Below are 25,732 nucleotides of genomic sequence, written 5' to 3'. Positions count from 1 at the left end.
TTTTGGTCCGTCAGAGCTTGCCGGCTGCGACATGGTCGAGCAGCTGGTTCACGGTCGCGTGCATGATTTCGGTCACCGGCTGCGGCCAGATGCCCATGGCCAGCGTGCACACCGCAAGCACGCCCAGGATGAGCATTTCACGCGAGTTGATGTCGTCCAGTTCGGCGACATGGCTGTTGGCGACATCGCCAAACACCACGCGTTTGTACATCCACAGCGTGTAGGCCGCTCCGAGCACCAGCGTCGTGGCGGCGGCGAAACCGGTCCAGAAGTTGAACTGGATGGCCCCCATCGCAACCATGAATTCACCGACGAAACCGGACGTGGCCGGCAAGCCTGCGTTGGCCATCGCGAACAGCAGGAACAGCGCGGCAAACTTCGGCATGGTGTTCACGACGCCGCCGTAGTCGGCGATGTTGCGGGTGTGCATGCGGTCGTACAGCACGCCGATGCACAGGAACATCGCGGCCGACACGAAGCCGTGCGAAATCATCTGCACCAGCGCACCTTCGATGCCCAGCGGATTGAAGATGAAGAAACCCAGCGTGACGAAGCCCATGTGCGAGATCGACGAATACGCCACCAGCTTCTTCATGTCGGTCTGTGCCAGCGCGACCAGACCGATGTAGATCACAGCGATCAGCGACAGGCCAATCACCACCGGCGCGAAATGCTGGGCCGCGTCCGGCACGATGGGCAGCGAGAACCTCAGGAAGCCGTAGGCGCCGAGCTTCAGGCCGATGGCGGCCAGCACGGCCGAGCCGCCGGTCGGCGCTTCAACGTGGGCGTCCGGCAGCCAGGTATGCACCGGCCACATCGGCACCTTCACCGCGAAACTGGCGAAGAAGGCCCAGAAGATGAGCGACTGCGCGGTCATCGCGAGCGGCTCGCGGTGCCAGTCGAGGATGGCGAAGCTGCCGCTCTTGTGGAACAGGTAGAGCAGCGCGACCAGCATCAGCAGCGAGCCAAGCAGCGTGTAGAGGAAGAACTTGAAAGCGGCATAGACGCGGTTCTTGCCGCCCCACACGCCGATCACCAGGTAGAGCGGGATCAGCGACGCTTCGAAGAACACGTAGAACAGGATGCCGTCGAGCGCCGAGAAGATGCCGTTCAGCAGGCCTGACATGATCAGGAAGGCGGCGAAGTACTGCGAGGGCTTGTACTCGATCACCGTCCAGCCGGCCATCACCACCAGCACGGTGATGAAGCTGTTCAGGATGACGAAGGGCATCGAAATGCCGTCGACCCCGAGGTGGTAGTTGATGTTGTAGTCGCGTACCCAGGGCATCAGCTCGACGAACTGCATCGAGGCGCTCGACGCATCGAAACCGGTGTAGAGCGGAATCGTCACCAGGAAACCGAACAGCGCGGTCACCAGCGCGATCAGCTTGGAAAACGCCGTGTTGCGGCCGTCTCCGCTGGCGAGCACGAGCAGACCGCCGGCGATCGGCAGCCAGATGGCAAGACTGAGAAGAGGAATATCGGTCATTTCTGTGTTTGTTCAGCCGACACGATCACCGGTCCCGGTGACCGTGCCTGGCACTCCCTCTGAATTCACGCCACGGGCGGCACCCTCACCGCCCGCACCACATCACTTGAAGCCCAGTCTCCACACCAGCAGGAGACAGACGCCGATCACCATTGCAAACGCGTAGCGGTAGATGTAGCCAGTCTGTATGCCGCGGGCCAGACGCGCCACCGCGCCCACTGCCGAAGCGGAACCATTGACCAGCACACCGTCGATGATCGTGCGGTCGCCAGCGGCCCACAGGCCGCGGCCCAGCAGGCGGGCACCGCCTGCGAACACGATCTCGTTGAAGCGATCGAAGAAGTACTTGTTCTCGAGCACCTTGGTGATCGGCGCGAACAGCGGCGCGATGCGACCCGGCAGCGACGGCACCAGGATGTACATGACCCAGGCCAGCACCACGCCACCCAGCGCCAGCCAGAACGGCAGCGCGGTGAAGCCGTGCATCGCCATGCCGGCGGCGGAGTGGAAGTGTTCGCCCGCCTTGGCCAGCACGTCGTGCTGCGGCAGCACGGTCACGATGCCGGCGAACCAGTCGCCGAACAGCATGGGCTGTATCGTGTAGTAGCCGATGAACATCGACGGCACGGCCAGCAGCACCAGCGGCAGCCACACCACCCACGGCGACTCGTGTGGCTTCTGGCCGGGGGCGAGACCGTGGTGTTCGTCGTGGTGATCATCGTCATCGCCGTGGTGATCGTCACCGTGGGCGTGATGGTCGTCATGCGCCTTGCCGAAGTTCTCCGGGCCGTGGAAGACGCGGAAATACATGCGGAAGGAGTAGAAGGCGGTGATGAACACGCCGGCGACCACGCAGAAGTAGGCGTAGCCCGCTCCCGGAATGTTCGAGAAATGCACCGCCTCGATGATCGAGTCCTTCGAGTAGAAACCGGACAGGAAGGGAACGCCGATCAGCGCGAGCGAACCGATGAGCGAAGTGATCCAGGTCAGCGGCATGTACTTCCACAGGCCGCCCATGTTGCGCATGTCCTGGTCGTGGTGCATGCCCATGATGACCGAGCCGGCACCGAGGAACAGCAGCGCCTTGAAGAAGGCGTGGGTCATCAGGTGGAAGACCGCGGCCGAATAGGCGGACACGCCCAGCGCCACCGTCATGTAGCCCAGCTGCGACAGCGTCGAGTAGGCGACCACGCGCTTGATGTCGTTCTGGATGATGCCGAGGAAGCCCATGAACAGCGCAGTCGTCGCGCCGATCACCAGCACGAAGGACAGTGCGGTTTCCGACAGCTCGAACAGCGGCGACATGCGGGTGACCATGAAGATGCCCGCGGTCACCATCGTCGCAGCGTGAATCAGCGCCGAGATCGGGGTCGGGCCTTCCATCGAATCCGGCAGCCACACGTGCAGCGGCACCTGGGCCGACTTGCCCATCGCGCCGATGAACAGCCCGATGCAGGCCGCGGTCAGCAGCGGCCAGCCGGTGCCGGCCACGGTCATCGCGACCAGTTCCTCACGCTTGGCAAACACTTCCGCGTAGTTCAGCGTACCGGCGTAGGCGGCGATCAGGCCGATGCCCAGCAGGAAGCCGAAGTCACCGACGCGGTTGACCAGGAAGGCCTTCAGGTTGGCGTACACCGCGGTCGGGCGCTTGAACCAGAAACCGATCAGCAGGTAGGACACCAGGCCCACCGCTTCCCAGCCGAAGAACAGCTGCACGAAGTTGTTGCTCATCACCAGCATGAGCATCGAGAACGTGAACAGCGAAATGTAGGAGAAGAAGCGGTTGTAGCCCGGATCTTCGGCCATGTAGCCGATGGTGTAGACGTGCACCATCAGCGACACCGAGGTGACGACCATCATCATCATCACGGTGAGCTTGTCGATCTGGAAGCCGATCTCCATCTTCAGGTTGCCGCTGGTCGCCCAGGTGTAGAGCGCACCGTTGAAGGTGTTCCCGGCCTGCACGTCCTTGAAGATGACCCAGGAAGCGACCAGCGCGACCGCGACACCGAGGATGGTGACGCTGTGCGCGACCCAGCGCGGAATGACACGACAGAACAGACCTGCGATGGCAGCGCCGAACAGAGGCGCCAGGGGTACGAGCAGATAGAGCTTTTGCATCGATGTCATGTCGCTCAACCTTTCAGGCTGCCCAGATCATCGACGTGGATGGTGTTCAGATTGCGGAACAGCACCACGAGGATGGCCAGCCCGATCGCGGATTCCGCGGCGGCTACGGTAAGGATGAAGAAGACGAAGATCTGGCCGGACGGGTCGCCGAGGTAGTGCGAGAAGGCGACGAAGTTCATGTTCACCGCCAGCAGCATCAGTTCGATGGCCATCAGCAGAACGATGAGGTTCTTCCGGTTCAGGAAGATGCCGACGATGCTGATCGCGAACAGCACGGCGCCGAGCACCAGGAAATGGGACAGGGAAAGTGTGGCCAGGGAGTTCATGTCGGGCGCGTCCTTACTCTTTCTCGGCAGGCATCGACACCAGACGCACGCGGTCTTCGCGGCGGACGGCGATCTGCTTGGCCGGCTCCTGGAACTTGGTGTCCTTGCGCTTGCGCATGGTCAGCGCGATCGCCGCGATGATGGCGACCAGCAGGATGACCGACGCGAGTTCGAACGGATATACGTACTCGGTGTAGATCAGGCGACCCAGCTCCTTGGTGTTGCTGTAGTCCATCGCCGGCGCTTCCGGCGCCGGTGCGGCACCGGCCGAGAAGTACTTGGCACCGAGCACCGCGAACATTTCCGCCAGCATCAGGCCGGCCACGATGAGGCCGGGTACCAGATTGGCCCAGAAGCCCTCGCGCAGCCGCTCGATGTTGATGTCCAGCATCATCACGACGAACAGGAAGAGCACCATCACCGCGCCGACGTAGACCAGCACCAGTGCGATCGCGAGGAACTCGGCGCGCAGCAGCATCCAGACGCCGCCGGCGGTGAAGAAGGACAGCACCAGGTAGAGCGCGGCGTGCACCGGATTGCGCGCGGTGATCACGCGCAGCGATGCCACCACCAGTATGGTGCTGAGGAAATAGAAGACTGCTGTCTGGAAATCCATCATCGGTTTCGTTCTTGTCCGTTCCCTAGAGACCGCCCGCGGTGGCGGGCCGGCCGTCAGCGGTACTTCGCATCCGCCTGCCTGTCCTGAGCGATCTGCGCTTCGTAGCGATCGCCGACGGCCAGCAGCATCTGCTTGGTGTAGTACAGGTCGCCCCGCTTCTCGCCGTGGTACTCGAGCACTCGGGTTTCCACGATGGCATCCACCGGACAGGCTTCTTCGCAGAAGCCGCAGAAGATGCACTTGGTCAGGTCGATGTCGTAACGCGTGGTGCGACGGGTGCCGTCATCACGCTGATCCGACTCGATCGTGATCGCCATCGCCGGACACACTGCCTCGCACAGCTTGCAGGCGATGCAGCGTTCCTCGCCGTTCGGATAACGGCGCAGTGCGTGCAGGCCGCGGAAGCGCGGCGACTGCGGCGTCTTCTCTTCCGGGAACTGAATGGTGATCTTGCGCGCGAACAGGTGACGGCCGGTCAGCGCCATGCCCTTCACCAGTTCGGTCAGCATCAGCCCACCGAACAAATCTCTCATCGAACCCATGAGCGTTCCTTACTTCCAGATCGACAGCGGAGACATCATCCAGCCGCCGATGAACACCAGCCACACGATGGTGACCGGGATGAACACCTTCCAGCCCAGACGCATGATCTGGTCGTAGCGGTAACGCGGGAAAGTCGCGCGCAGCCACAGGAAGAAGAACAGGCAGAACGCGCTCTTCGCGGCCAGCCAGTGGAAACCGTCGGGCAGGAAACCGACCGGCGAAAGCCAGCCGCCGAGGAACATGATCGAGGTCAGCGTCGCGATCAGGATCATGTTCGCGTACTCGGCCAGGAAGAACAGCGCGAACGCCATGCCCGAGTACTCGATCATGTGACCGGCCACGATTTCCGATTCGCCTTCCACCACGTCGAACGGCGAGCGGTTGGTTTCGGCCACGCCGGCGATGAAATAGACGATGAACATCGGGAACAGCGGCAGCCAGTTCCACGACAGCACGCCCAGGCCCATGTTGGCGAACATGCCCTCGCCCTGCCCGCGCACGATGTCGGACAGGTTCAGGCTCTGCGACACCATCAGCACGGTCACCAGCGCGAAGCCCATCGCGATTTCGTAGGCGACGATCTGGGCCGCCGAACGCAGGCTGCCGAGGAAGGCGTACTTCGAGTTCGAAGCCCAACCGGCGATGATGACGCCGTACACGCCCATCGAGGTGATGGCCATGATGTACAGCAGGCCGGCGTTGATGTCGGCCAGCACCAGACCTTCGCTGAACGGGATCACCGCCCAGGCGGCCAGCGACGGCGCCAGCGCGAGTACCGGAGCCAGCACGAACAGCGTCTTGCTCGAGGCCGACGGCAGCACGATTTCCTTGAACAGCAGCTTCAGGCCGTCGGCGATCGGCTGCGCCAGACCGCCCAGTGCCTTGATGCCGAAGAAGGTGACGCGGTTCGGGCCGTTACGGACCTGCATCCAGCCGATGATCTTGCGCTCGGCCAGCGTCAGGTAGGCGACACAGCCCATCAGCGGCAGGATGATCGCGAAGATCTTGACCAGGGTCCACACGGGCACCCAGGCGGCGCCCAGCAGGGCCTGCACGGGTTGCAGCAGGGCTTCCATTACACCGCCTCCACGTTCAGGGTGCCGGACAGCGCGCCCAGCGGCGCGGTCTGCGGCCAGCCGGCGGACACGCGCACGCAGGACGCGGGCACGGTGTCGTCCAGCGTCAGATCAAGTTCGCACGCACCGGCGGCACTGCGCACCCGTACACGCTTGGCAGTCGCGAGGCCGGCGGCCTGCGCGGTGCCCGTGCTGATGCGGGCCGAAGGCACCGCCGAGTCACGGGTGGCTGCCAGCGCGGGCGCGCGGCGGGCCAGTGCGTCGTTGCGGTAGATCGGGAAATCCGCCACACGCTGCAGGCCCTCCACCGCAGCCGGGGTCGCGCAGGCGACATCGCTGGCGGTGTTGCCGAGCTTGTATTCGGGCAGCCAGCCGGTCGCGCCGGACAGCGCCTCGTCGCGGACCTGCTCCGAAGAATCGAAGCGGAAACCGCCCAGCTCGAGCATGCTGCCCAGCACGCGCAGCACCTTCCACGCCGGGCGGGTTTCGCCCTTCGGGCGCACCACCGCGTGGAAGCTCTGGATGCGGCCTTCGATACTGACGAAGGTGCCTGAGGTTTCGGTAAACGGCGACACCGGCAGCAGGCAGTCGGCGTAGTCAAGACCGGTCTTGAATGGCGACATCACGATGACCGTGTCGGCGCGCTTCAGTGCCTCGACCGCGGCCGCCGGGTTGGCAGCATCCAGTTCCGGTTCAGCATGCAGCAGCACGCAGGCGCGCAGGTCACCTGCGAACATCTGCTGCGGGTTCAGTCCGGTCTGGGCGCCGACCACTGCGGCGCCGACGCTGTTCGCGCCCTCGCCCAGATAGCCCAGCGTGGCACCGGTCAGGCGGGCCAGTTCCTGTGCCAGCGCATGCAGGCCGGCGGCCTGCGCATGCTGCTGCACCACCGCGCCGAGGAAAATGGCGCGCGCGCCGTCGTCGATGAGGCTCTGCGCGATGCGACGCGCGGCGTCCGACACCGACGCCGATGCGGCAGCGGCCGGCGCGGCGACACCGCGGATGTCGGCGGCCGCCTTCACCAGGCCGGCCAGTTCGGCGGCCAGCTGCGACGGCGCCACGGTCACGCGGGCGTGGGTGGTCATCAGCCAGTCTTCACCGCTCACGCCGAGCGCGCTGACGCGGGTACCGCGACGCGCAGCCTGACGCAGACGCTGGGCCAGCAGCGGGTGATCCTTGCGCAGGAAGCTGCCCACGACCAGCGCGGCGTTCAGCTTGGACACGTCGGCGATCTTCATGCCCAGCCAGGGCGTACCCGACAGCTTGCCGTCCAGGCCGAAATCGCTCTGGCGCAGACGGGTGTCGATGCTGCCGCCACCGAGGCCGCGCATCAGCTGGGCACCGAGGTAGAGCTCTTCAACCGTGGCGTACGGCGCCGCCAGCATGCCGACTTTGCCGGCGCCATGTTCATCGGTGACACGGCGCAGACTGCTGGCCGCGTATTCCAGCGCGGTCTGCCAGTCCACCTCGAGCCACTGACCGTTCTGCTTGATCATCGGCTTGGTGAGGCGCTCCTCACCGTTCAGCGCTTCGTACGAGAAGCGGTCACGGTCGGAAATCCAGCATTCGTTCACGTCCTCGTTTTCCAGCGGCAGCACGCGCTTCACTTCGTCGTGCTTGACCTGGACGATGAGGTTGCTACCCAGGCTGTCGTGCGGACTCACGGTCTTGCGGCGCGACAGTTCCCAGGTGCGGGCGGAGTAGCGGAAGGGCTTGGAGGTGAGCGCACCGACCGGGCACAGGTCAATCATGTTGCCGGACAGTTCGGAATCGACGGTGTGACCGACGAAGGTCATGATTTCCGAATGCTCGCCGCGGTTGGCCATGCCCAGTTCCATGACGCCGGCGATTTCCTGGCCGAAGCGCACGCAGCGGGTGCAGTGGATGCAGCGGGTCATGTCGGTCGAAATCAGCGGACCGAGATTCTTGTTCATCACCACCCGCTTCTCTTCCTGGTAGCGGGAGGAGGACGCGCCGTAACCCACGGCCAGATCCTGCAGCTGGCATTCGCCGCCCTGATCGCAGATCGGGCAGTCCAGCGGGTGATTGATCAGCAGGAACTCCATGACGCCCTTCTGGGCGGTCACGGCCTGTTCCGAGTGCGTCTGCACCTTCATGCCGTTGGTGACCGGCGTCGCGCAGGCCGGCAGCGGCTTGGGCGCGCGCTCGACCTGCACCAGACACATGCGGCAGTTGGCGGCGATGGACAGTTTCTTGTGATAGCAGAAGTGCGGAATGTGCAGGCCCAGACGGTTGGCCGCATCCATCACGGTGCTGCCGTCCGGCACTTCCAGCTTCTGGCCGTCGATCTCGATCTCTAGCATGCTGCGTGTTCCACGTAAATGCGGCTGCCTTCGCGCTGCACGTCCACCGGGACGAGGCAGTGCTTGTGCTCGACGTGATACTCAAATTCGGACCGGAAGTGCTTGATGAAGCTCTTCACCGGGAAAGCGGCGGCGTCGCCCAGCGCGCAGATGGTGCGGCCGGCGATGTTGCTGGCGACGTTGTCCAGCGTGTCGAGGTCGTCCGGACGGCCCTGGCCGTGCTCGATGCGATGCACCATGCGGTACAGCCAGCCGGTGCCTTCGCGGCAGGGCGTGCACTGGCCGCAGGATTCCTCGTGATAGAAATAGGACAGCCGCTCCAGCGACTTCACCATGCAGGTCGTTTCGTCCATCACGATGACCGCGCCCGAACCCAGCATGGAGCCGGCCTTGGAGATGGAGTCATAGTCCATCGTGCAGTCCATCATGATGTCGCCCGGCAGCACCGGGGCCGACGAACCGCCGGGAATGACCGCCTTCAGCTTGCGGCCGCCGCGCATGCCGCCGCACATTTCGAGCAGCGTCGAGAACGGCGTACCGAGCGGAATTTCATAGACACCCGGGCGATTCACGTGGCCGGACACCGAGAAGATCTTTGTACCGCCGTTGTTCGGCTTGCCCAGCGCCTGGAAAGCCTCGCCACCGTTGTTGATGATCCACGGAATGGCGGCGAAGGTTTCGGTGTTGTTGATCGTGGTCGGCTTGCCATACAGGCCATGGCTGGCCGGGAAAGGCGGCTTGAAGCGCGGCTGGCCCTTCTTGCCCTCGATCGATTCGAGCAGCGCGGTTTCTTCGCCACAGATGTAGGCGCCCCAGCCATGGTGCGCGAACAGGTCGAAGTCGAAACCCTTGCCCAGGATGTTCTTGCCGATGAAGCCGGCGGCGCGCGCTTCCGCCAGCGCCTCTTCGAAACGCTGGTAGAGCGAGAAGATTTCGCCGTGGATGTAGTTGTAGCCGCGGGTGCAGCCCATCACGTAGCCGGCGATGGCCATGCCCTCGATGACCAGGTGCGGGTTGTAGCGCAGCAGGTCGCGGTCCTTGAAGGTGCCCGGTTCGCCTTCGTCCGAATTGCAGACGACGTACTTGTCCATCGGAAACTGACGCGGCATGAAGCTCCACTTCAGGCCGGTCGGGAAACCTGCGCCGCCACGGCCGCGCAGATCGGACTTCTTCACCTCGGCGATGATCTGTTCCGGCGTCATGCCGGATTCGAGGATCTTGCGCAGGGCGGAATAGCCGCCACGCTTGATGTAGTGCTCGATGCCCCAGGTGTTGTCACCGTCGAGGCCGGCGAGCAGGATGGCTTGCGGGTTCTCGGGGGCGTTCATTTCAGTTCGTCCAGCAGTGCGTCGATCTTTTCGCGGCTCATCCAGCTGCACAGGCGGGTGTTATTCACGATGATGGCCGGTGCGTCGCCGCACACGCCCATGCACTCGCCTTCCTTCAGCGTGAAGCGGCCGTCGGCGGTGGTTTCGTTGAAACCGATGCCCAGCTTTTCCTTCACGTACTCGGCCGCCTGCTCGCCACCGGACAGCGCACAGGGCAGATTGGTGCAGACGGTGATCTTCCAGCGACCGACCGGCTTCACGTCGTACATGTTGTAGAAGGTCGCCACTTCCATCGCCGCCATCGGCGGGATGTTCAGATGGGTCGCCACGGCTTCGATCGCCTCGGGCGTGAGCCAGCCGTTCTGTTCCTGCGCGATGCGCAGGCCGGCCATCACGGCGGAAATCGCCTGGCCTTCGGGATACTTCGCGACTTCGCGGTCAATGGCCGCGCGCGAAGCTTCATTCAGCGAGAAAGTCATTCTGTCGATGCTCACCGGATGCTTATCGGTCAATCTCGCCGAACACGATGTCCATCGTGCCGATGATGGCCACGACGTCGGAAATCATGTGTCCGCGGGACATTTCATCCATTGCGGCCAGGTGTGCGAAACCGGGCGCGCGGATCTTCAGGCGGTAGGGTTTGTTGGCACCGTCCGACATCGCGTAGATGCCGAACTCGCCCTTCGGATGCTCGACCGCCGCATAGCATTCGCCGGACGGCACGTGGATGCCTTCGGTGAACAGCTTGAAGTGGTGGATCAGCTCTTCCATATTGCCCTTCATCGCTTCACGCGACGGCGGGGCGACCTTGTGGTTGTCGCTGATGACCGGGCCCGGATTCTTGCGCAGCCAGTCGATGCACTGACGGATGATGCGGTTGGACTGGCGCATTTCCTCGATGCGCACCAGATAGCGGTCATAGCTGTCGCCATTGGTGCCGACCGGGATGTCGAATTCCATGCGGTCATACACTTCGTACGGCTGCTTCTTGCGCAGGTCCCAGGCAATGCCCGAACCGCGCAGCATCGGGCCGGTGAAACCGAGCGCCTTCGCGCGCTCCGGCGTCACGATGCCGATGTCGACCAGACGCTGCTTCCAGATGCGGTTGTCGGTGAGCAGGGTTTCGTACTCGTCGACATAGCGCGGGAAGCGGTCGGTGAAGTCCTGCAGGAAATCGAGCATCGAGCCGCTGCGATTCTCGTTCAGGCGCTTGATCGCGTCCGCGTTCTTGAACTTGTTCGCCTGGTACTGCGGCATCGTGTCCGGCAGGTCGCGATACACGCCGCCCGGACGGTAGTAGGCCGCATGCATGCGCGCACCCGACACCGCCTCATAGGCGTCCATCAGGTCCTCGCGTTCGCGGAAGGCGTACAGGAACACCGTCATCGCGCCGACGTCGAGCGCGTGCGCACCGAGCCACAGCAGGTGGTTCAGGATGCGGGTGATCTCGTCAAACATGACGCGGATGTACTGGGCACGCTCCGGCACGTCGAGATTCAGCAGCTTCTCGATCGCCATGCAGTAGGCGTGCTCGTTGCACATCATCGACACGTAGTCCAGGCGGTCCATGTAGGGCACGCTCTGAACCCAGGTGCGGGTTTCGGCCAGCTTTTCGGTCGCACGGTGCAGCAGACCGATGTGCGGATCGGCGCGCTGGACGACTTCGCCGTCCAGTTCGAGCACCAGACGCAGCACGCCGTGGGCCGCCGGATGCTGCGGCCCGAAGTTCATCGTGTAGTTGCGGATTTCAGCCATGGCCGACGTCCCCGTAGTTTTCTTCGCGCACGACGCGCGGCGTGACTTCGCGCGGTGCGATGGTGACCGGCTGATAGATGACCCGCTTGGTGTCCGGGTCGTAGCGCATTTCGACGTGACCGGAAATCGGGAAATCCTTGCGGAAAGGATGACCAACGAAACCGTAGTCGGTCAGCAGGCGGCGCAGGTCGCCGTGACCGGCAAACAGGATGCCGTACAGGTCGAAGGCCTCGCGTTCGAACCAGTTCGCGGCCGGCCAGACGTCGTTGACCGAAGCGACCACCGGGAAGCCGTCGTCGGCGGCGAAGGTCCGCAGGCGCAGACGCAGGTTGGCCGCGACCGACATCAGGTGCACGACCACCGCATAGCGCAGGCCTTCGCTGCGCGAGGTGTGGGTCGAGTAATCGACGCCGCACAGGTCGATCAGCTGTTCGAACGGCGTATCCGCGTGGTCGCGCAGGGCCAGCGAAATGTCGTGATAGTCGTCGGCGGACACTTCGATGGTCAGCTCGCCCAGGGCGATCGTGGCGCGTACCTTGTCGCCGAACTGCGCGACCAGGGCGTCGCGCAGGGATTCAATGCGTGTGCTCATGGCGGTCGTCGGGCCTCAGCGTGCGATCGTGCTGGTGCGACGGATCTTGTTCTGCAGCTGCATCAGACCGTAGATCAGCGCCTCGGCGGTCGGCGGACAGCCCGGCACGTAGACATCGACCGGCACGATGCGGTCACAGCCGCGCACGACGGAATAGGAATAGTGGTAGTAGCCGCCACCGTTGGCACAGGAGCCCATCGAGAGCACCCAGCGCGGCTCGGGCATCTGGTCATACACGCGGCGCAGCGCCGGTGCCATCTTGTTGCAGAGCGTGCCGGCAACGATCATCAGATCGGACTGCCGCGGACTGGGCCGGAACACGATGCCGAAGCGGTCAAGGTCGTAGCGCGAGGCGCCCGCCTGCATCATTTCGACCGCACAACAGGCCAGACCAAAGGTCATCGGCCACAACGAACCGGTACGCGTCCAGTTGATCAGCTTGTCCAGCTGCGTCGTGACGAAGCCTTCCTGAAGAACGCCTTCAATGCTCATCGATCAATCCGTCTTGATTACGTGTGTGGGCGCAGCGCGCCCCGACGCCAGAGGGAATCACTCCCAGTCCAGCGCGCCCTTCTTCCATTCGTAGATGAAACCCACGACCAGGATGCCGAGGAAAATCATCATCGCGACAAAGCCGAACATGCCGATCTCTTCGAGCACGATGGCCCACGGGAAGAGGAAGGCGATTTCCAGGTCGAACAGGATGAACAGGATGGCCACGAGGTAGTAGCGCACATCGAACTTCATGCGCGTGTCTTCGAACGCTTCGAAGCCACACTCGTAGGGGGAGAGCTTTTCGGGATCCGGCTTGCTGGGGCCAACCAGCTTGCCGGCGATCATCGGCACGAAACCGAAACCGATGCCGATGAGAATAAACAGGAGGATCGGAAAATATTCGATCAACATGACGGGTCATTCATGCCTGAAATCATGTCCGGCGGCGCGGCGAGTAATCCGGGGCCGGTTTACGGCGCACAACCGGTCGGCTGCGCACCACGTTGCACTGCAGCGTGAAACGCGCGGAGTATAGCGCGTTTCACGACGTCTGCGACTTACTTCGGAATGTCCGCGGCCTTGGAATCAGGCTGGGCCGGGGTTGCCGGGGCTTGTTGCGACGCATCAGGCGCCACCGGAACAGTGACACTCTTGGCCGCATCGATCACCGAACTGGCACCCGATTTCGGCTGGTTGGTCGCCAGATAGCTGAGGGCCAGACTGGTGCAGAAGAACACTGCCGCCAGCGCCGCGGTCGTGCGGCTCAGGAAGTTGGCCGAACCTGACGAACCGAACAGGCTGCCGGAGGCACCGCTGCCGAACGCGGCGCCCATGTCGGCACCCTTGCCGTGCTGGAGCAGCACCAGAACGATCACGCCCACGCCGACCAGCACGTGAACCGACAACACCAGAGAAAAAACGATACCCATCACATCACCTCAAGAAGCGGCCGCCGCCACGATGGCGAGAAAATCCCCGGCCACCAGTGACGCACCGCCAATCAGACCACCATCGATATCCGCCCGCCCGAACAGCTCGGCGGCGTTCTGCGGCTTGACACTGCCGCCGTAAAGAATCGTCGTGCGCGCAGCCACTTCGGCGCCGCACCACTCGATCAGACGAGCGCGGATGAAGGCATGCACCGCCTGCGCCTGATCCGGCGTCGCGGTCTTGCCGGTGCCGATGGCCCACACCGGCTCGTAGGCCAGCACGCAGGCACCCAGCGCCGCGGCACCGCCGCGCTCGAACACGGCGCGGAGCTGACGCTCGACCACCGCTTCGGTCACGCCGCGCTCGCGCTCGTCCAGCGTTTCGCCGACGCACAGGATGGGCACCAGTTTCGCGGCCAGCGCCGCTTCGACCTTGGCTGCCACCCGCTCATCGCTGTCGCCGAACAGCGCGCGCCGTTCGGAATGCCCGACGATGGCGTAACGACAGCCGAAATCATTCAGCATCGCACCGGACACCTCACCGGTGTAGGCGCCCACCGCGTGCTCGCTCAGGTTCTGCGCACCCCATGCAATCCCGGAGCCGGCCAGCAGGGACTGCGCCTGGGCCAGATAGGGGAACGGTACGCACACCGCCGACGGACAGCCCTGATCGCCCGCTGCGCGCAATGCGCCGAGCAGTTCGACGTTGGCCGCCAGACCGCCGTGCATCTTCCAGTTGCCTACAACGAGTTTCCGCATTCGAATCCGCCTGCGCGCCAAAAGCAAAGCCCCGGATTCTAGCGCATCGCAGCGCAAAAATCCGGGGCGGGCACGGCGAGGAATCTGATCGATATCAGCCGAAGCGGCCGGTGATGTAGTCCTCGGTTTCCTTTTTCTGCGGCTTGATGAAGATCTGGTCGGTCAGGCCGAACTCGACCAGTTCGCCCATGTACATGTAGGCGGTGTAGTCGCTGACGCGCGCCGCCTGCTGCATGTTGTGGGTCACGATCAGGATGGTCACCTTGTCCTTCAGCTCGGTCACCAGCTCTTCGATGCTGGCGGTGGCGATCGGATCGAGCGCGGAGGTCGGTTCGTCGAACAGGATGATTTCCGGATCGGTCGCAAGCGCGCGGGCGATGCACAGACGCTGCTGCTGGCCGCCGGACAGATTGGCGCCCAGCTCGTTCAGGCGATGCTTCACCTCGTCCCACAGCGCGGCGCCGCGCAGCGCCTGCTCCACCCGCTCGTCGATCACCGAACGGCGCTTCTCGCCCCGCACGCGCAGGCCGTAGGCGACATTCTCGTAGATCGATTTCGGGAACGGATTCGGCTTCTGGAACACCATGCTGATGCGCATGCGCACCTCGATCGGATCGACCTGTTCGTCGAGCAGATTGGTGTTGTCCGGGTGCAGCAGGATCTTGCCGTCGTAGCGGTTGCCCGGATACAGGTCATGCATGCGGTTGAAGCAGCGCAGCAGCGTGGACTTGCCGCAGCCGGACGGGCCGATCAGCGCGGTCACCTTCTTCTCGTGCACCGGCATGTTGATGCCCTTCAGGGCATGGAAGGCGCCGTAATGGAAGTTCAGGTTCTGGACTTCAGCCTTCGCCTGGGTGCGCACATCGGTCGCAATGGTCATGGTCGGTCTTTCTTGAATGTTGGATTCAGCGGGGGCCGGCGTGGATCACCACTTGATGTTGCGACGCAGGCGGTAGCGCAGCCAGATCGCGGCGCCGTTCATGCACAGCGTCATCAGCACCAGCAGGAAGCCGGCAGCCGCCGCATTGACCTGGAAGGCCGCTTCCGGGCGCGAGGTCCAGTTGAACATCTGGATCGGCATCACGGTGAAGGGGGCGGTCAGCCACTCGAAGCTGATGAAGGGGAACACTTCGGTGTAGGGCGCGGGCGGCAGGAAGGCGATGAAGGTGAGCGCACCGATGGTGATGATGGGGGCTGTTTCGCCGATCGCGCGAGCCATGCCGATGATGACGCCGGTCAGGATGCCCGCGCTCGAGTACGGCACGATGTGGTCGCGCACCGTCTGCCAGGTCGTCGCGCCGCAGGCATAGGCGCCTTCGCGCACCATCTGAGGAATCGCGCGGATGGACTCGCGGGTCGCCACGATGACCACCGGCAGGATGAGCAGACCCAGCGTCAGGCCGGCAGAGAGGATGGACTGGCCGAAGCCGAACTTGTAGACGAACAGGCCCAGCGCCAGCAGGCCATACACGATGGACGGCACGCCCGCGAGGTTGGTCACGTTGATCTCGATGATGTCGGTCATCCAGTTCTTCGGTGCGTATTCCTCGAGATAGACACCGGCGGCCACGCCCAGCGGCACCGCCGAGAAGGCGGTCACCAGCATGACCAGGATGGTGCCCACCCAGGCGGACAGGATGCCGGCGCTGCCTGCGCGGCGCGACGGAAAGTTGGTCAGGAAGTCGTAGTCGATGCGGGCTGCGCCCTTGATCGCCATGTCGGCGAACAGCACGGTCAGGGTCAGCACGCCCACCATCAGCGCGAGCAGACCGAGCAGGCCGAACAGCATGTCCCAGCGCTTGTGACGGGTGATGATGGCCCGGATGGCCTGGAGGTCCTGTTGGTTCATGGATCAATACACCTCGCGGAAGCGCTTGCGCAGGTAGTAGCCAAGCAGGTTGAAACAGAGGGTCATCAGCATCAGCGTCAGGCCGGCGGCGAAGATGGTCTGGTAGCCGACCGAACCGTGCGGAAGGTCACCCAGCGCCACCTGCACGATGTAGGACGTGATGGTCGCGCCCGGCTCGGCCGGGTTGAAGGTGAGATTGGGCTGCATGCCGGCGGCCACCGCCAGGATCATGGTTTCGCCCACCGCGCGCGAAATGCCCAGGATGTAGGCCGAGGCAATGCCGGAGGTCGCGGCCGGCACCACGGTGCGCAGCGCGGTCTGCAGACGGGTCGCGCCCATCGCGTACGAGCCCTCGCGCAGACTCATCGGCACCGCGCGCATCGCGTCCTCGGACAGCGAACTGACGTAGGGGATGATCATGATGCCCATGACCAGGCCTGCGGACAGCAGACTGAAGCCTGGCAGATCGGGCCAGATGGCCTGCAGCGCCGGCGTCACCACCATCAGCGCGAAGTAGCCGTAGATGATGGTGGGCACACCGCCCAGCAGTTCCAGCACCGGCTTGGCGAACTCGCGGGTCCGGAAGGAGGCGAATTCCGACAGCCAGATCGCGATGATGGTGCCCAGCGGCAGCGCCACCGCCAGCGCGACGAATGAACTGGTGAGCGTGCCCGACAGCAGCACCATGATGCCGTAGTGCGCATCGTCGAACAGCGGCGTCCATTGCGTGTCGGTCAGGAAGTCCCACAGCGACACGTGCTCGAACAGCGTCAGCGATTCGCTGATCAGGATGTAGACGATGGCCGCGGTGGTCAGCACCGAAATCGAGGCGGCGGAAAAGAGGATGAATTCGATCACCCTCTCCTTGACGTGGCGGGATGCGCGCTTGCGCAGGCGGTCACTGACCGTATCCGGAGCACTCGACAGGGGAGCGGACATGGGCGGGGCGTTGGCGGACATGTGAAGGGCGCTCATTTTATCGGTGCCGGGCGGTTACCGGGCACCGGACGACAAAAAGCCCCGGAACGCTGTCCCGGGGCCTCCTTACGCGACGCTTATTCCTTCGGATCGCGCTTGAGCAGATCGGACACCTTGACGCCCACTTCCGAGTGGCCACCGAAAGCCGTGCCGGTCTTCTTCTTGCTGAAGTTGTCCAGCGCGTGCTTGTAGTCGGCGTCAGTCAGCGGCACGTACTTCACTTCCTTGGTCAGCGCGGCGCCGTTCTTCAGGTAGAACTCGACGAATTCCTTCACTTCCGGCTTATCCACCGAAGCGGCATTCACGTAGATGAAGATCGGGCGCGACAGCGGCTGGTAATCGCCGGAAATGACCGCCTCGAGCGACGGCTCGACCGCCTTGCCGGTCTTCGGATTGACCACCGGCACCGCCTTCAGCTTGTCCTTGTTTTCCAGGTAGTAGGCGAAACCGAAGTAGCCCAGTGCGCCAGCGTCACGCGACACACCCTGCACCAGCACGTTGTCGTCTTCCGACGCGGTGAAGTCGCCGCGGCTGGACTTGGCCTTGCCGACGACCGCTTCGGTGAAGTAATCGAAGGTGCCCGAATCGGCACCCGGGCCGAACAGCTTCAGGCCGGTATCCGGCCAGGCGGCGTTGATCTGGTTCCACTTCAGCACCTTGCCCTGGGCCGCCGGTTCCCACATGGTCTTCAGTTCGGCGACCGTCACCTGCTTCAGGAAGGCGTTCTTCGGGTTCATGACCAGGGTCAGCGCGTCGAAGGCCACCGGCAGCTCGATGTACTTGATGCCGGCAGCCTTGCAGTCAGCCATTTCCTTGTCCAGGATCGGACGCGAGGCATTCGAGATGTCGGTCTCGCCACGGCAGAACTTCTTGAAACCGCCACCGGTGCCGGAAATACCCACGGTCACGCGGACGGAACCCTTCTTGGCCTTCTGGAACTCTTCCGCCACCGCTTCGGTGATCGGGAACACCGTGCTCGAACCGTCGATCTTGACCAGCGGCTGGTTGGCCATGGCCGACACCGAGACGAACAGGGTGCCGACAGCGGCTGCGAGGGTGGTGATCTTGCGTACGTTCATCAGACTCTCCGTAAGATTGCGTCGTGTTGCGATGCGACGGAACGCAGTTTATGAATGCTTTGTTACGCCTCTGTGACGGTGAAACAATTCATCCAGCCACCCTCTGACCCCGATCAAACAGCCTGCAGTGCCTGGTCCAGATCGGCCAGGATGTCCTCGATGTGCTCGATGCCGATGGACAGCCGCACCATGTCTTCCGACACCCCCGCCCGCTTCAGTTCGTCCGGCGACAGCTGGCGATGGGTGGTCGACGCCGGGTGGCAGGCCAGCGACTTGGCGTCGCCGATATTGACCAGCCGGGTCACCAGCTTGAGCGCGTCCTGGAAGCGCGCGCCGGCCTCGCGACCGCCCTTCACGCCGAAGGTGAGCAGTCCCGACGCCTTGCCGCCGAAGTAGCGCTGTACCAGCGCGTGACTCGGATGGTCCGGCAGACCGGCGTAATTGACCCACTCGACCTTGGGATGCCCGCGCAGATGGCGGGCGACCGCGAGCGCGTTGTCGCAGTGTCGGTCCATCCGCAGCGCCAGGGTTTCCAGCCCCTGCAGGATGAGGAAGCTGTTGAACGGCGAAATGGCCGCGCCCATATTGCGCAGCGGCACGGTACGCGCGCGGCCGATGTAGGCGGCCGGACCGAGCGCTTCGGTATAGACCACGCCGTGATAGCTCACCTCGGGCTCGTTCAGCCGGCGGAAGCGCGCCTTGTGTTCAGCCCACGGAAAGCGGCCGCTATCGACCAGGATGCCGCCCAGCGTGGTGCCGTGACCGCCCATGTACTTGGTCAGCGAATGCACGACGATGTCGGCCCCGTGCTCGAACGGCCGGGTCAGATAGGGCGACGGCACCGTGTTATCGACGATGAGCGGCACGCCGGCCTGGTGCGCAACCTCGGCGAACGCGGCGAAATCGACCACATTGCCCAGCGGATTGCCGATCGACTCGCAGAACACCGCCTTGGTGCGCGCATCGATCTTCGCCGCGGCCGACTGCGGATCCGACGCATCGACGAAACGCACCTCGATGCCGTACTGCGGCAGCGTGTGCGCGAACAGGTTGTAGGTGCCGCCGTACAGCGCCGACGTGGCGACGATGTTGTCGCCCGCCTCGGCGATGGTCAGGATGGCATAGGTGATGGCAGCCTGCCCGGACGCGAGCGCCAGCGCACCGATGCCGCCCTCGAGCGCCGCGACGCGCTGCTCGAGCACGTCGCTGGTCGGGTTCATAATGCGGGTGTAGATGTTGCCCGCGACCTTCAGATCGAACAGATCGGCCCCGTGCTGGGTGTCGTCGAAGGCGTAGCTCGTGGTCTGGTAGATGGGGACCGCCACCGCGCGGGTGGTCGGGTCGGGCGAATAGCCGGCGTGAATGGCGAGCGTGTCGAAACGCATGGCGACCTCCTCCTTGTCATGAGGGTTCGCAATCTACACGCGTCCGGCATGCCCACCCAAGCACCCGCAAACGAAAAAGGGCCGCCCTCAACCGCGAGGACGGCCCCGTATTCCGATCAGCGCGGCGTTCAGGCCGCCATGGCGGATTCGACGACTTCGGCCAGACGGCGGGCCAGCCGGCTCACCTCGTCGGCGTCCTGACCTTCCACCATTACGCGCAGCAGCGGTTCGGTGCCCGACGGACGCAGCAGCACCCGGCCGCGCTGGGCCAGCTCCTGCTCGACCTCGGTCCGGGCGCGGTCGATGGAATTGGCCGCCTTCCAGTCGAATCCCGGCCGCAGCTTCACGTTGACCAGCTTCTGCGGGTACAGCTTGAGACCGGCACAGGCCTGATCCAGACCCACGTTCTGGTACTGCAGCGCGGCCAGCACCTGCAGCGCCGCCACGATGCCGTCGCCGGTGGTGTGGCGGTCGAGGTCAATGATGTGGCCGGAGTTCTCGCCACCCAGACGCCAGCCCTGCTGGTGCAGGGTTTCCAGCACATAGCGGTCGCCCACCTTGGCGCGCGCCAGGCCGACGCCCATCTCGTTCAGCGCGTGTTCCAGCGCCAGATTGGTCATCAGCGTACCGACCACGCCGTTCAGGCGGCCTTCGCGCAGACGCTGGCCGGCGATCACATACAGCAGTTCGTCGCCGTCGTAGACGCGGCCGCTCGCGTCGCACATCATCAGGCGGTCGGCGTCGCCATCCAGCGAAATGCCGATGTGGGCACCGTGGGCGCGCACCGCTTCGGACAGCGACTTCGGCACCGTGGCACCGACGCCGTCATTGATGTTCATGCCGTTCGGGCTGCAGCCCACCGTCACCACCTCGGCGCCCAGTTCATGGAACACCTTGGGCGCGATGCTGTAGGCGGCGCCATGCGCGCAGTCGAGCGCGATCTTCAGGCCACGCAGATCCAGTTCGGTCGGGAAGGTGCTCTTGCAGAACTCGATGTAGCGGCCGGGCGCGTCCTCGATGCGGCGCGCCTTGCCAAGGCGGGACGATTCCATGCAGCCCATGGGCTCGTCCAGCAGCGCCTCGATCTGCAGTTCGACCTCGTCCGGCAGCTTGGTGCCACGGGCCGAGAAGAACTTGATCCCGTTGTCCTCGAACGGGTTGTGCGAGGCGCTGATGACCACACCGGCCTGCAGGCGCAGCGCGCGGGTGAGGTAGGCCACTGCCGGCGTCGGCACCACCTTGGCCAGCACCGTATCGACCCCTGCGGCGGCAAAGCCAGCTTCGAGCGCCGCTTCCAGCATGTAACCGGACACCCGGGTGTCCTTGCCGATCAGCACCGCAGGGTGTTCGCCCGCCGGCAGATGCTCGGTCGCCACCAGCGCACGACCTGCGGCATAGCCGAGGCGCATCACGAAATCCGGCGTGATCGGGGCCTGACCCACCCGACCGCGCACACCGTCGGTCCCGAAATAGCGTCTCGACATCTGCTGAATCTCCTAAGTATCCGTCCGTTCGAAAATGCCGGCCACCTGCCAGACCGCGATCGCGTCACGGGTGGCTGCCACGTCGTGCACGCGCACCATGTGCGCGCCGCGCGCGATCGACGCCAGCGCGGCCGCCACGCTGGCCGCCACCCTGTCCGTCGCCGGGCGGCCGGTCAGCCGGCCCAGCACCGACTTGCGCGACAGCCCGACCAGCAGCGGATAACCGTAATCGGCCAGGACCTTCAGTCCCTTGAGCAGCGTCAGGTTGTGATCCGACGTCTTGCCGAAACCGAAACCCGGATCGAGCATGATGCGTTCGCGCGCGATGCCCGCATCTTCCGCGAGCCGGGCCTGTTGCAGAAGGAAATCAGTCACTTCCGCACACACGTCGGCATATCGGGGCTCGATCTGCATGGTTTGCGGCGTGCCCTGCATGTGCATGATGCAGACGCCGGCATCGGTGGCGGCCACCGCCTCGATCGCGCCCGGTGCGCGCAACCCGTTGATGTCATTCACCAGCGTCGCGCCGGCCGCCAGCGCAGCCCGCATCACCTCCGGCTTCCAGGTGTCGATCGACAGCGGCACGCCCAGACCGGCCAGCGCCTCGATCACCGGCACCACCCGGCGCATTTCCTCGTCCGCCGCCACCGGGTCGGAGCCCGGGCGGGTCGATTCGCCGCCGATGTCCAGCATGTCGGCGCCGTCGGCGATGAATTTCTCGGCCTGCGCGACCGCGCGGGCCAGATCGAAACCGACGCCGTCACCGGAAAAGGAGTCGGGCGTCGCATTGATGATGCCCATGACCAGCGGGCGATCGAGTGGAAGGCGGTAAGTACCGCAGTGCAGGACAGGATTCATGGTTCTCGCACAAAGAAAAACCGGAGGCCTGGGCCTCCGGTTCGGGGTGGGGTGAAAGGACCGCTCAGGCCGGGGCCGCCGCGTTCGCCGGGGCCCCCGGCGCGCCACCGTCGGACGAGGCCTTGGGCGGACGCGAGGTCGGCTTCGGCGGGCGTACCGGACGGTCGTTCATGATGTCGTCGATCTGGTCGGCATCGATGGTTTCGTAGTCCAGCAGCGCCTGGGTCATGGCCTCGACCTTGTCGCGGTTGTCCTCCAGCAGCTTGCGGGCGACAGCGTAGCGGTTGTCGATGATGCTGCGGATTTCCGCATCGACGTGCTGCATCGTCGTTTCCGACATGTTGCGGTGGGTGGCGACCGAGCGGCCGAGGAATACCTCGCCCTCCTCTTCGCCATACACCATCGGCCCCATCGCGTCCGACATGCCCCACTGCGTCACCATGCGGCGGGCCAGATCGGTCGCGCGCTGGAAGTCGTTCGCGGCGCCGTTGGTCATCTGGTTCATGAAGATCTCTTCGGCGATGCGGCCGGACAGCATCATCGAAATGAGCTGCAGGCAATATTCCTTGTCGTAGCTGTAGCGGTCCTTCTCCGGCAGCGACATGGTCACGCCCAGCGCACGGCCGCGCGGAATGATGGTGACCTTGTGCACCGGATCGCACTTGGGCAGCAGCATGCCGACGATGGCGTGACCGGACTCGTGATAGGCGGTGTTCTTCTTCTCTTCCTCGTCCATCACCATGGTGCGACGTTCGGCACCCATGATGATCTTGTCCTTGGCGCGCTCGAAGTCGTCCATGTCGACCACGCGCTTGTTGCCGCGCGCGGCGAACAGCGCCGCTTCGTTCACCAGGTTGGCGAGGTCGGCACCGGAGAAACCAGGCGTGCCGCGGGCGATTATTTCCGCCTTGACGTCCGGCGCCAGCGGCACCTTGCGCATGTGAACCGCGAGAATCTGTTCGCGGCCGCGGATGTCCGGAAGCGGCACGACCACCTGACGGTCGAAGCGGCCCGGGCGCAGCAGCGCCGGGTCGAGCACGTCCGGACGGTTGGTCGCGGCGATCACGATGATGCCGGTCTGGCCTTCGAAACCGTCCATCTCGACCAGCAGCTGGTTCAGCGTCTGTTCGCGCTCATCGTTGCCACCACCGAGGCCGGCACCACGCTGGCGACCGACCGCATCGATTTCATCGATGAAGATGATGCACGGCGCCTGCTTCTTGGCCTGTTCAAACATGTCGCGCACGCGGGCCGCGCCCACACCGACGAACATTTCGACGAAATCGGAACCGGAAATCGAGAAGAACGGCACCTTGGCTTCGCCGGCGATGGCCTTGGCAAGCAGCGTCTTGCCGGTTCCCGGCGAGCCGACCATCAGCACACCCTTCGGAATGCGGCCGCCCAGCTTCTGGAACTTGGAGGGGTCGCGCAGGAACTCGACCAGTTCGCCCACTTCTTCCTTCGCTTCGTCGCAGCCGGCGACGTCGGCGAAAGTGACCGTGTTGGTGGACTCGTCCAGCATGCGTGCCTTGGACTTGCCGAAGGAGAAGGCGCCGCCGCGCCCGCCGCCCTGCATCTGGCGCATGAAGAAGATCCATACGCCGATCAGCAGCAGCATCGGGAACCACGACACGAAGATGCTCATCAGGAAGCTCTGTTCCTCTTCCGGCTTGGCGACCACCTTCACGTTGCTCTTGAGCAGATCGCTCACCAGCCAGATGTCCTGCGGCGGCGCGTAGGAAGTGATGCGCTTGCCGTCGGTGGTCTGGGCGTTCAGCGAACGGCCCTGGATTTCCACCTTCGACACCCGGCCGGCCTTCACCTCGTCGAGGAACTCCGAATATTCGACCATGCCCTGGGTGGCCTGGCGCTGGTTGAACTGGTTGAACACCGTCATCAGCACGATGCCGATCACCAGCCAGATCGCAAGATTTTTGAACATGTTGTTCAAGGCAATTCCTCTGTATTCCGTACCCGTATCGCTCGGGCAGATCAATGTCGCACCGCTGCGACCATCGACAGACCGGCTGAAACGCCGCTTGTTCCGCCGCGCGTTGCCTAAGCCGTCCCCGCCGGTCCTGAAAAGCCGGTTTCAGGCGGTCGGTTCGCCCCGCCTGCCACGACACAGAAGATACACCTCTGCGCTGCGGTCGCGGGAACTGTCGGGCTTGCGCACCGCCACCGACGTGAAAAGTTGTTCCATTTCACGTCTCAGCTCGTCGAAACCCGACCCCTGGAACACTTTTACGAGCATGTCGCCGCCGCTCTTGAGGTGTTCACGCGCGAATTCGAGTGCCAGTTCGAGCAGATGGATGGAGCGCGCCTGATCGGTCACCGCGATTCCGGACAGGTTGGGGGCCATGTCCGACAAAACAAGGTCGACGCGACGGCCTTCCAGCGATTCGACCAGTTCGCCCAGCGGCCCGTCCTCGCGGAAGTCGCCCAGGATGAAGCGCACGCCGTGCACCGGCTCCATCGGCAGCAGGTCGATCGCCACCACCTTGCCGGACGCACCGACCTTCTTCGACGACACCTGGGACCAGCCACCGGGCGTGCTGCCCAGATCGACCACCACCTTGCCCGGCGCGAGCAGACGGTCCTTGTCGTCGATCTGCATCAGCTTGAAGGCGGCACGCGAACGGAAGCCCTGCGCCTGCGCCTGCTTTACATAGGGGTCGTTGATGTGGTCATGTACCCACTGCCGGCTGGTTTTGTTCTTGGCCATGACTTAGCTTAGACTTGCGCGCCTTTCTGGAAGAACGCCATGTTGACCCTGACTCCCGATGAACGTCGCGCCTTGCGCGCACAGGCCCACCCGCTGAAGCCGGTTGTGATGATCGCGCAGAACGGGCTGACCGCTGCGGTGCTGAAGGAAATCGAACTGGCGCTGAAGTCGCACGAACTGATCAAGGTCCGGGTGTTCGACGCCGAACGCGAACAGCGCGACGCCTGGCTGAACGAAGCCTGCGAGGCGCTGGGCGCAGCCGCAGTGCAGCGCATCGGCAAGATTCTGGTGCTGTATCGCCCGAACCCGGAGCTGCACAAGGCTGCAGAAGCCCCCAAGACGGTGCGCAAGACACCGGCCAAGGCCGGCGCGAAAGCATCGGCCGAGCGCCCGGGCAAGCCGGTACCCACCCGCAGCACCCCGGGAAAGCCGGTCGCAAACCGCCGCGGCGTCGCACGCAACAGCACCAAGCCGCGCAGCCGTCCGGCGCGCTGACGCGGGGTCGCCACCCTCAGGTGGCGCAACCCGCAGACCTCAGATGTAACGGACGTCCACCACCTCGTATTCACGGATGCCGCCCGGGGCCTGCACTTCGGCCACGTCGCCGGCGTACTTGCCGATCAGCGCGCGCGCGATCGGCGAATTCACCGAAATCATGCCCGCCTTCAGATCGGCCTCGTCGTCACCGACGATCTGGTAGGTCACCTGCTTGCCGGCTTCCACGTCTTCCAGATCGACGGTCGCGCCGAACACGATGCGGCCATCCGCATCCAGCGTCTTCGGATCGATGATCTGGGCGTTCGACAGCTTGCCCTCGACTTCGGCAATACGGCCTTCGATGAAGCCCTGACGCTCCTTCGCCGCGTCGTACTCGGCGTTTTCGGACAGGTCTCCGTGCGAACGCGCTTCGGCGATCGCGGCAATCACGTTCGGACGGTCTACGGTTTTCAGGCGGTGCAGTTCGGCCTTCAGCTTTTCGGCACCGCTGACGGTAAGGGGGACGCTCATA

The 25,732-nt window shown here is 64.3% G+C and carries 26 protein-coding genes; 1 reads left to right on the top strand and 25 read right to left on the bottom strand.

Annotated elements, in window-relative coordinates; translation table 11 throughout:
• Nucleotides 1-10: 10 nt before the first annotated feature.
• The 24 genes from METUNV1_RS01955 to METUNV1_RS01840 form a co-directional block, all read right to left on the bottom strand.
• Entirely contained in the window at nucleotides 11-1,489 is a 1,479-nt protein-coding gene (locus METUNV1_RS01955) for an NADH-quinone oxidoreductase subunit M (protein ID WP_008058306.1), read from the bottom strand.
• 102 nt (nucleotides 1,490-1,591) lie between these two features.
• Nucleotides 1,592-3,619, bottom strand: coding sequence for an NADH-quinone oxidoreductase subunit L (gene nuoL / locus METUNV1_RS01950; RefSeq protein WP_043358826.1), 2,028 nt, complete (start codon nucleotides 3,617-3,619; stop codon nucleotides 1,592-1,594).
• A gap of 5 nt (nucleotides 3,620-3,624) precedes the next feature.
• Nucleotides 3,625-3,945, bottom strand: coding sequence for an NADH-quinone oxidoreductase subunit NuoK (gene nuoK / locus METUNV1_RS01945; RefSeq protein ID WP_008058302.1), 321 nt, complete (start codon nucleotides 3,943-3,945; stop codon nucleotides 3,625-3,627).
• 13 nt (nucleotides 3,946-3,958) lie between these two features.
• Nucleotides 3,959-4,561 carry an NADH-quinone oxidoreductase subunit J gene (locus METUNV1_RS01940; protein WP_008058300.1) on the bottom strand — a complete coding sequence of 201 codons (603 nt, stop codon included), beginning with the start codon at nucleotides 4,559-4,561 and terminating at the stop codon, nucleotides 3,959-3,961.
• A gap of 56 nt (nucleotides 4,562-4,617) precedes the next feature.
• Nucleotides 4,618-5,097, bottom strand: a complete 480-nt coding sequence (nuoI, locus tag METUNV1_RS01935) for an NADH-quinone oxidoreductase subunit NuoI (protein WP_197315191.1) — start codon at nucleotides 5,095-5,097, stop codon at nucleotides 4,618-4,620.
• Nucleotides 5,098-5,115: 18 nt separating this feature from the next.
• Nucleotides 5,116-6,183 carry an NADH-quinone oxidoreductase subunit NuoH gene (nuoH, locus tag METUNV1_RS01930; protein WP_008058297.1) on the bottom strand — a complete coding sequence of 356 codons (1,068 nt, stop codon included), beginning with the start codon at nucleotides 6,181-6,183 and terminating at the stop codon, nucleotides 5,116-5,118.
• Nucleotides 6,183-8,507 (bottom strand): NADH-quinone oxidoreductase subunit NuoG, encoded by a 2,325-nt coding sequence (nuoG, locus tag METUNV1_RS01925; RefSeq protein ID WP_008058295.1) that lies wholly within the window; start codon nucleotides 8,505-8,507, stop codon nucleotides 6,183-6,185. Before nuoG ends, nuoH begins: the two co-directional genes overlap by 1 nt.
• Nucleotides 8,501-9,835, bottom strand: coding sequence for an NADH-quinone oxidoreductase subunit NuoF (gene nuoF / locus METUNV1_RS01920; protein ID WP_008058293.1), 1,335 nt, complete (start codon nucleotides 9,833-9,835; stop codon nucleotides 8,501-8,503). Before nuoF ends, nuoG begins: the two co-directional genes overlap by 7 nt.
• Nucleotides 9,832-10,314, bottom strand: a complete 483-nt coding sequence (gene nuoE / locus METUNV1_RS01915) for an NADH-quinone oxidoreductase subunit NuoE (protein WP_018228658.1) — start codon at nucleotides 10,312-10,314, stop codon at nucleotides 9,832-9,834. Before nuoE ends, nuoF begins: the two co-directional genes overlap by 4 nt.
• Nucleotides 10,315-10,336: 22 nt before the next feature.
• On the bottom strand, nucleotides 10,337-11,590 hold the full coding sequence (locus tag METUNV1_RS01910) for an NADH-quinone oxidoreductase subunit D (RefSeq protein ID WP_008058283.1): 1,254 nt from the start codon (nucleotides 11,588-11,590) through the stop codon (nucleotides 10,337-10,339).
• Entirely contained in the window at nucleotides 11,583-12,182 is a 600-nt protein-coding gene (locus tag METUNV1_RS01905) for an NADH-quinone oxidoreductase subunit C (RefSeq protein WP_008058282.1), read from the bottom strand. Before METUNV1_RS01905 ends, METUNV1_RS01910 begins: the two co-directional genes overlap by 8 nt.
• Nucleotides 12,183-12,197: 15 nt before the next feature.
• On the bottom strand, nucleotides 12,198-12,674 hold the full coding sequence (locus tag METUNV1_RS01900) for a NuoB/complex I 20 kDa subunit family protein (protein WP_008058281.1): 477 nt from the start codon (nucleotides 12,672-12,674) through the stop codon (nucleotides 12,198-12,200).
• A gap of 57 nt (nucleotides 12,675-12,731) precedes the next feature.
• Nucleotides 12,732-13,088: an NADH-quinone oxidoreductase subunit A gene (locus tag METUNV1_RS01895; RefSeq protein WP_043358821.1), complete on the bottom strand. Its 357-nt coding sequence runs from the start codon at nucleotides 13,086-13,088 to the stop codon at nucleotides 12,732-12,734.
• Nucleotides 13,089-13,234: 146 nt separating this feature from the next.
• Nucleotides 13,235-13,606, bottom strand: a complete 372-nt coding sequence (gene secG / locus METUNV1_RS01890; protein ID WP_043358819.1) for a preprotein translocase subunit SecG — start codon at nucleotides 13,604-13,606, stop codon at nucleotides 13,235-13,237.
• Nucleotides 13,607-13,615: 9 nt separating this feature from the next.
• Nucleotides 13,616-14,365, bottom strand: coding sequence for a triose-phosphate isomerase (gene tpiA, locus METUNV1_RS01885; protein ID WP_043358817.1), 750 nt, complete (start codon nucleotides 14,363-14,365; stop codon nucleotides 13,616-13,618).
• A 94-nt stretch (nucleotides 14,366-14,459) separates the two neighbouring features.
• Nucleotides 14,460-15,245: a phosphate ABC transporter ATP-binding protein PstB gene (gene pstB / locus METUNV1_RS01880; protein ID WP_008058277.1), complete on the bottom strand. Its 786-nt coding sequence runs from the start codon at nucleotides 15,243-15,245 to the stop codon at nucleotides 14,460-14,462.
• 45 nt (nucleotides 15,246-15,290) lie between these two features.
• Nucleotides 15,291-16,214: a phosphate ABC transporter permease PstA gene (gene pstA / locus METUNV1_RS01875; protein ID WP_008058276.1), complete on the bottom strand. Its 924-nt coding sequence runs from the start codon at nucleotides 16,212-16,214 to the stop codon at nucleotides 15,291-15,293.
• Nucleotides 16,215-16,217: 3 nt separating this feature from the next.
• On the bottom strand, nucleotides 16,218-17,174 hold the full coding sequence (pstC, locus tag METUNV1_RS01870; protein ID WP_008058275.1) for a phosphate ABC transporter permease subunit PstC: 957 nt from the start codon (nucleotides 17,172-17,174) through the stop codon (nucleotides 16,218-16,220).
• A 95-nt stretch (nucleotides 17,175-17,269) separates the two neighbouring features.
• Nucleotides 17,270-18,271 (bottom strand): PstS family phosphate ABC transporter substrate-binding protein, encoded by a 1,002-nt coding sequence (locus METUNV1_RS01865; protein ID WP_008058274.1) that lies wholly within the window; start codon nucleotides 18,269-18,271, stop codon nucleotides 17,270-17,272.
• 113 nt (nucleotides 18,272-18,384) lie between these two features.
• The gene (locus METUNV1_RS01860; protein ID WP_008058273.1) at nucleotides 18,385-19,656 is read right to left on the bottom strand and encodes an O-acetylhomoserine aminocarboxypropyltransferase/cysteine synthase family protein; all 1,272 of its coding nucleotides are present in this window, start codon (nucleotides 19,654-19,656) and stop codon (nucleotides 18,385-18,387) included.
• A 128-nt stretch (nucleotides 19,657-19,784) separates the two neighbouring features.
• Entirely contained in the window at nucleotides 19,785-21,140 is a 1,356-nt protein-coding gene (gene glmM, locus METUNV1_RS01855) for a phosphoglucosamine mutase (RefSeq protein WP_008058272.1), read from the bottom strand.
• Nucleotides 21,141-21,152: 12 nt separating this feature from the next.
• A complete protein-coding gene (gene folP, locus METUNV1_RS01850) occupies nucleotides 21,153-21,998 on the bottom strand; it encodes a dihydropteroate synthase (RefSeq protein WP_043358815.1) in 846 nt (281 codons plus the stop codon).
• A 64-nt stretch (nucleotides 21,999-22,062) separates the two neighbouring features.
• Nucleotides 22,063-23,949, bottom strand: a complete 1,887-nt coding sequence (gene ftsH / locus METUNV1_RS01845) for an ATP-dependent zinc metalloprotease FtsH (RefSeq protein WP_008058270.1) — start codon at nucleotides 23,947-23,949, stop codon at nucleotides 22,063-22,065.
• A 141-nt stretch (nucleotides 23,950-24,090) separates the two neighbouring features.
• A complete protein-coding gene (locus METUNV1_RS01840; protein ID WP_008058269.1) occupies nucleotides 24,091-24,723 on the bottom strand; it encodes an RlmE family RNA methyltransferase in 633 nt (210 codons plus the stop codon).
• Nucleotides 24,724-24,762: 39 nt separating this feature from the next.
• Here METUNV1_RS01840 and yhbY point away from each other — a divergent pair, with 39 nt between their 5' ends.
• Entirely contained in the window at nucleotides 24,763-25,218 is a 456-nt protein-coding gene (gene yhbY / locus METUNV1_RS01835; RefSeq protein WP_008058268.1) for a ribosome assembly RNA-binding protein YhbY, read from the top strand.
• A 39-nt stretch (nucleotides 25,219-25,257) separates the two neighbouring features.
• Here yhbY and greA read toward each other — a convergent pair whose 3' ends face one another.
• Complete coding sequence (gene greA / locus METUNV1_RS01830; RefSeq protein ID WP_008058267.1) at nucleotides 25,258-25,731, bottom strand: transcription elongation factor GreA; 474 nt, start codon at nucleotides 25,729-25,731, stop codon at nucleotides 25,258-25,260.
• Between the last annotated feature and the right edge of the window lies 1 nt (nucleotide 25,732).

Origin of the sequence: Methyloversatilis universalis FAM5 (assembly GCF_000214035.2) — a bacterium.
GTDB lineage: Bacteria > Pseudomonadota > Gammaproteobacteria > Burkholderiales > Rhodocyclaceae > Methyloversatilis > Methyloversatilis universalis.
This window is presented reverse-complemented; position numbering and strand designations above follow the sequence as displayed.

Bases quoted from the DNA above. Each gene is read 5' to 3' on its own strand.
- METUNV1_RS01955 (WP_008058306.1), bottom strand. From the start codon at position 1,489: ATGACCGATATTCCTCTTCTCAGTCTTGCCATCTGGCTGCCGATCGCC.
- nuoL (WP_043358826.1), bottom strand. From the start codon at position 3,619: ATGACATCGATGCAAAAGCTCTATCTGCTCGTACCCCTGGCGCCTCTG.
- nuoK (WP_008058302.1), bottom strand. From the start codon at position 3,945: ATGAACTCCCTGGCCACACTTTCCCTGTCCCATTTCCTGGTGCTCGGC.
- METUNV1_RS01940 (WP_008058300.1), bottom strand. From the start codon at position 4,561: ATGGATTTCCAGACAGCAGTCTTCTATTTCCTCAGCACCATACTGGTG.
- nuoI (WP_197315191.1), bottom strand. From the start codon at position 5,097: ATGAGAGATTTGTTCGGTGGGCTGATGCTGACCGAACTGGTGAAGGGC.
- nuoH (WP_008058297.1), bottom strand. From the start codon at position 6,183: ATGGAAGCCCTGCTGCAACCCGTGCAGGCCCTGCTGGGCGCCGCCTGG.
- nuoG (WP_008058295.1), bottom strand. From the start codon at position 8,507: ATGCTAGAGATCGAGATCGACGGCCAGAAGCTGGAAGTGCCGGACGGC.
- nuoF (WP_008058293.1), bottom strand. From the start codon at position 9,835: ATGAACGCCCCCGAGAACCCGCAAGCCATCCTGCTCGCCGGCCTCGAC.
- nuoE (WP_018228658.1), bottom strand. From the start codon at position 10,314: ATGACTTTCTCGCTGAATGAAGCTTCGCGCGCGGCCATTGACCGCGAA.
- METUNV1_RS01910 (WP_008058283.1), bottom strand. From the start codon at position 11,590: ATGGCTGAAATCCGCAACTACACGATGAACTTCGGGCCGCAGCATCCG.
- METUNV1_RS01905 (WP_008058282.1), bottom strand. From the start codon at position 12,182: ATGAGCACACGCATTGAATCCCTGCGCGACGCCCTGGTCGCGCAGTTC.
- METUNV1_RS01900 (WP_008058281.1), bottom strand. From the start codon at position 12,674: ATGAGCATTGAAGGCGTTCTTCAGGAAGGCTTCGTCACGACGCAGCTG.
- METUNV1_RS01895 (WP_043358821.1), bottom strand. From the start codon at position 13,088: ATGTTGATCGAATATTTTCCGATCCTCCTGTTTATTCTCATCGGCATC.
- secG (WP_043358819.1), bottom strand. From the start codon at position 13,606: ATGGGTATCGTTTTTTCTCTGGTGTTGTCGGTTCACGTGCTGGTCGGC.
- tpiA (WP_043358817.1), bottom strand. From the start codon at position 14,365: ATGCGGAAACTCGTTGTAGGCAACTGGAAGATGCACGGCGGTCTGGCG.
- pstB (WP_008058277.1), bottom strand. From the start codon at position 15,245: ATGACCATTGCGACCGATGTGCGCACCCAGGCGAAGGCTGAAGTCCAG.
- pstA (WP_008058276.1), bottom strand. From the start codon at position 16,214: ATGAACCAACAGGACCTCCAGGCCATCCGGGCCATCATCACCCGTCAC.
- pstC (WP_008058275.1), bottom strand. From the start codon at position 17,174: ATGTCCGCCAACGCCCCGCCCATGTCCGCTCCCCTGTCGAGTGCTCCG.
- METUNV1_RS01865 (WP_008058274.1), bottom strand. From the start codon at position 18,271: ATGAACGTACGCAAGATCACCACCCTCGCAGCCGCTGTCGGCACCCTG.
- METUNV1_RS01860 (WP_008058273.1), bottom strand. From the start codon at position 19,656: ATGCGTTTCGACACGCTCGCCATTCACGCCGGCTATTCGCCCGACCCG.
- glmM (WP_008058272.1), bottom strand. From the start codon at position 21,140: ATGTCGAGACGCTATTTCGGGACCGACGGTGTGCGCGGTCGGGTGGGT.
- folP (WP_043358815.1), bottom strand. From the start codon at position 21,998: ATGAATCCTGTCCTGCACTGCGGTACTTACCGCCTTCCACTCGATCGC.
- METUNV1_RS01840 (WP_008058269.1), bottom strand. From the start codon at position 24,723: ATGGCCAAGAACAAAACCAGCCGGCAGTGGGTACATGACCACATCAAC.
- yhbY (WP_008058268.1), top strand. From the start codon at position 24,763: ATGTTGACCCTGACTCCCGATGAACGTCGCGCCTTGCGCGCACAGGCC.
- greA (WP_008058267.1), bottom strand. From the start codon at position 25,731: ATGAGCGTCCCCCTTACCGTCAGCGGTGCCGAAAAGCTGAAGGCCGAA.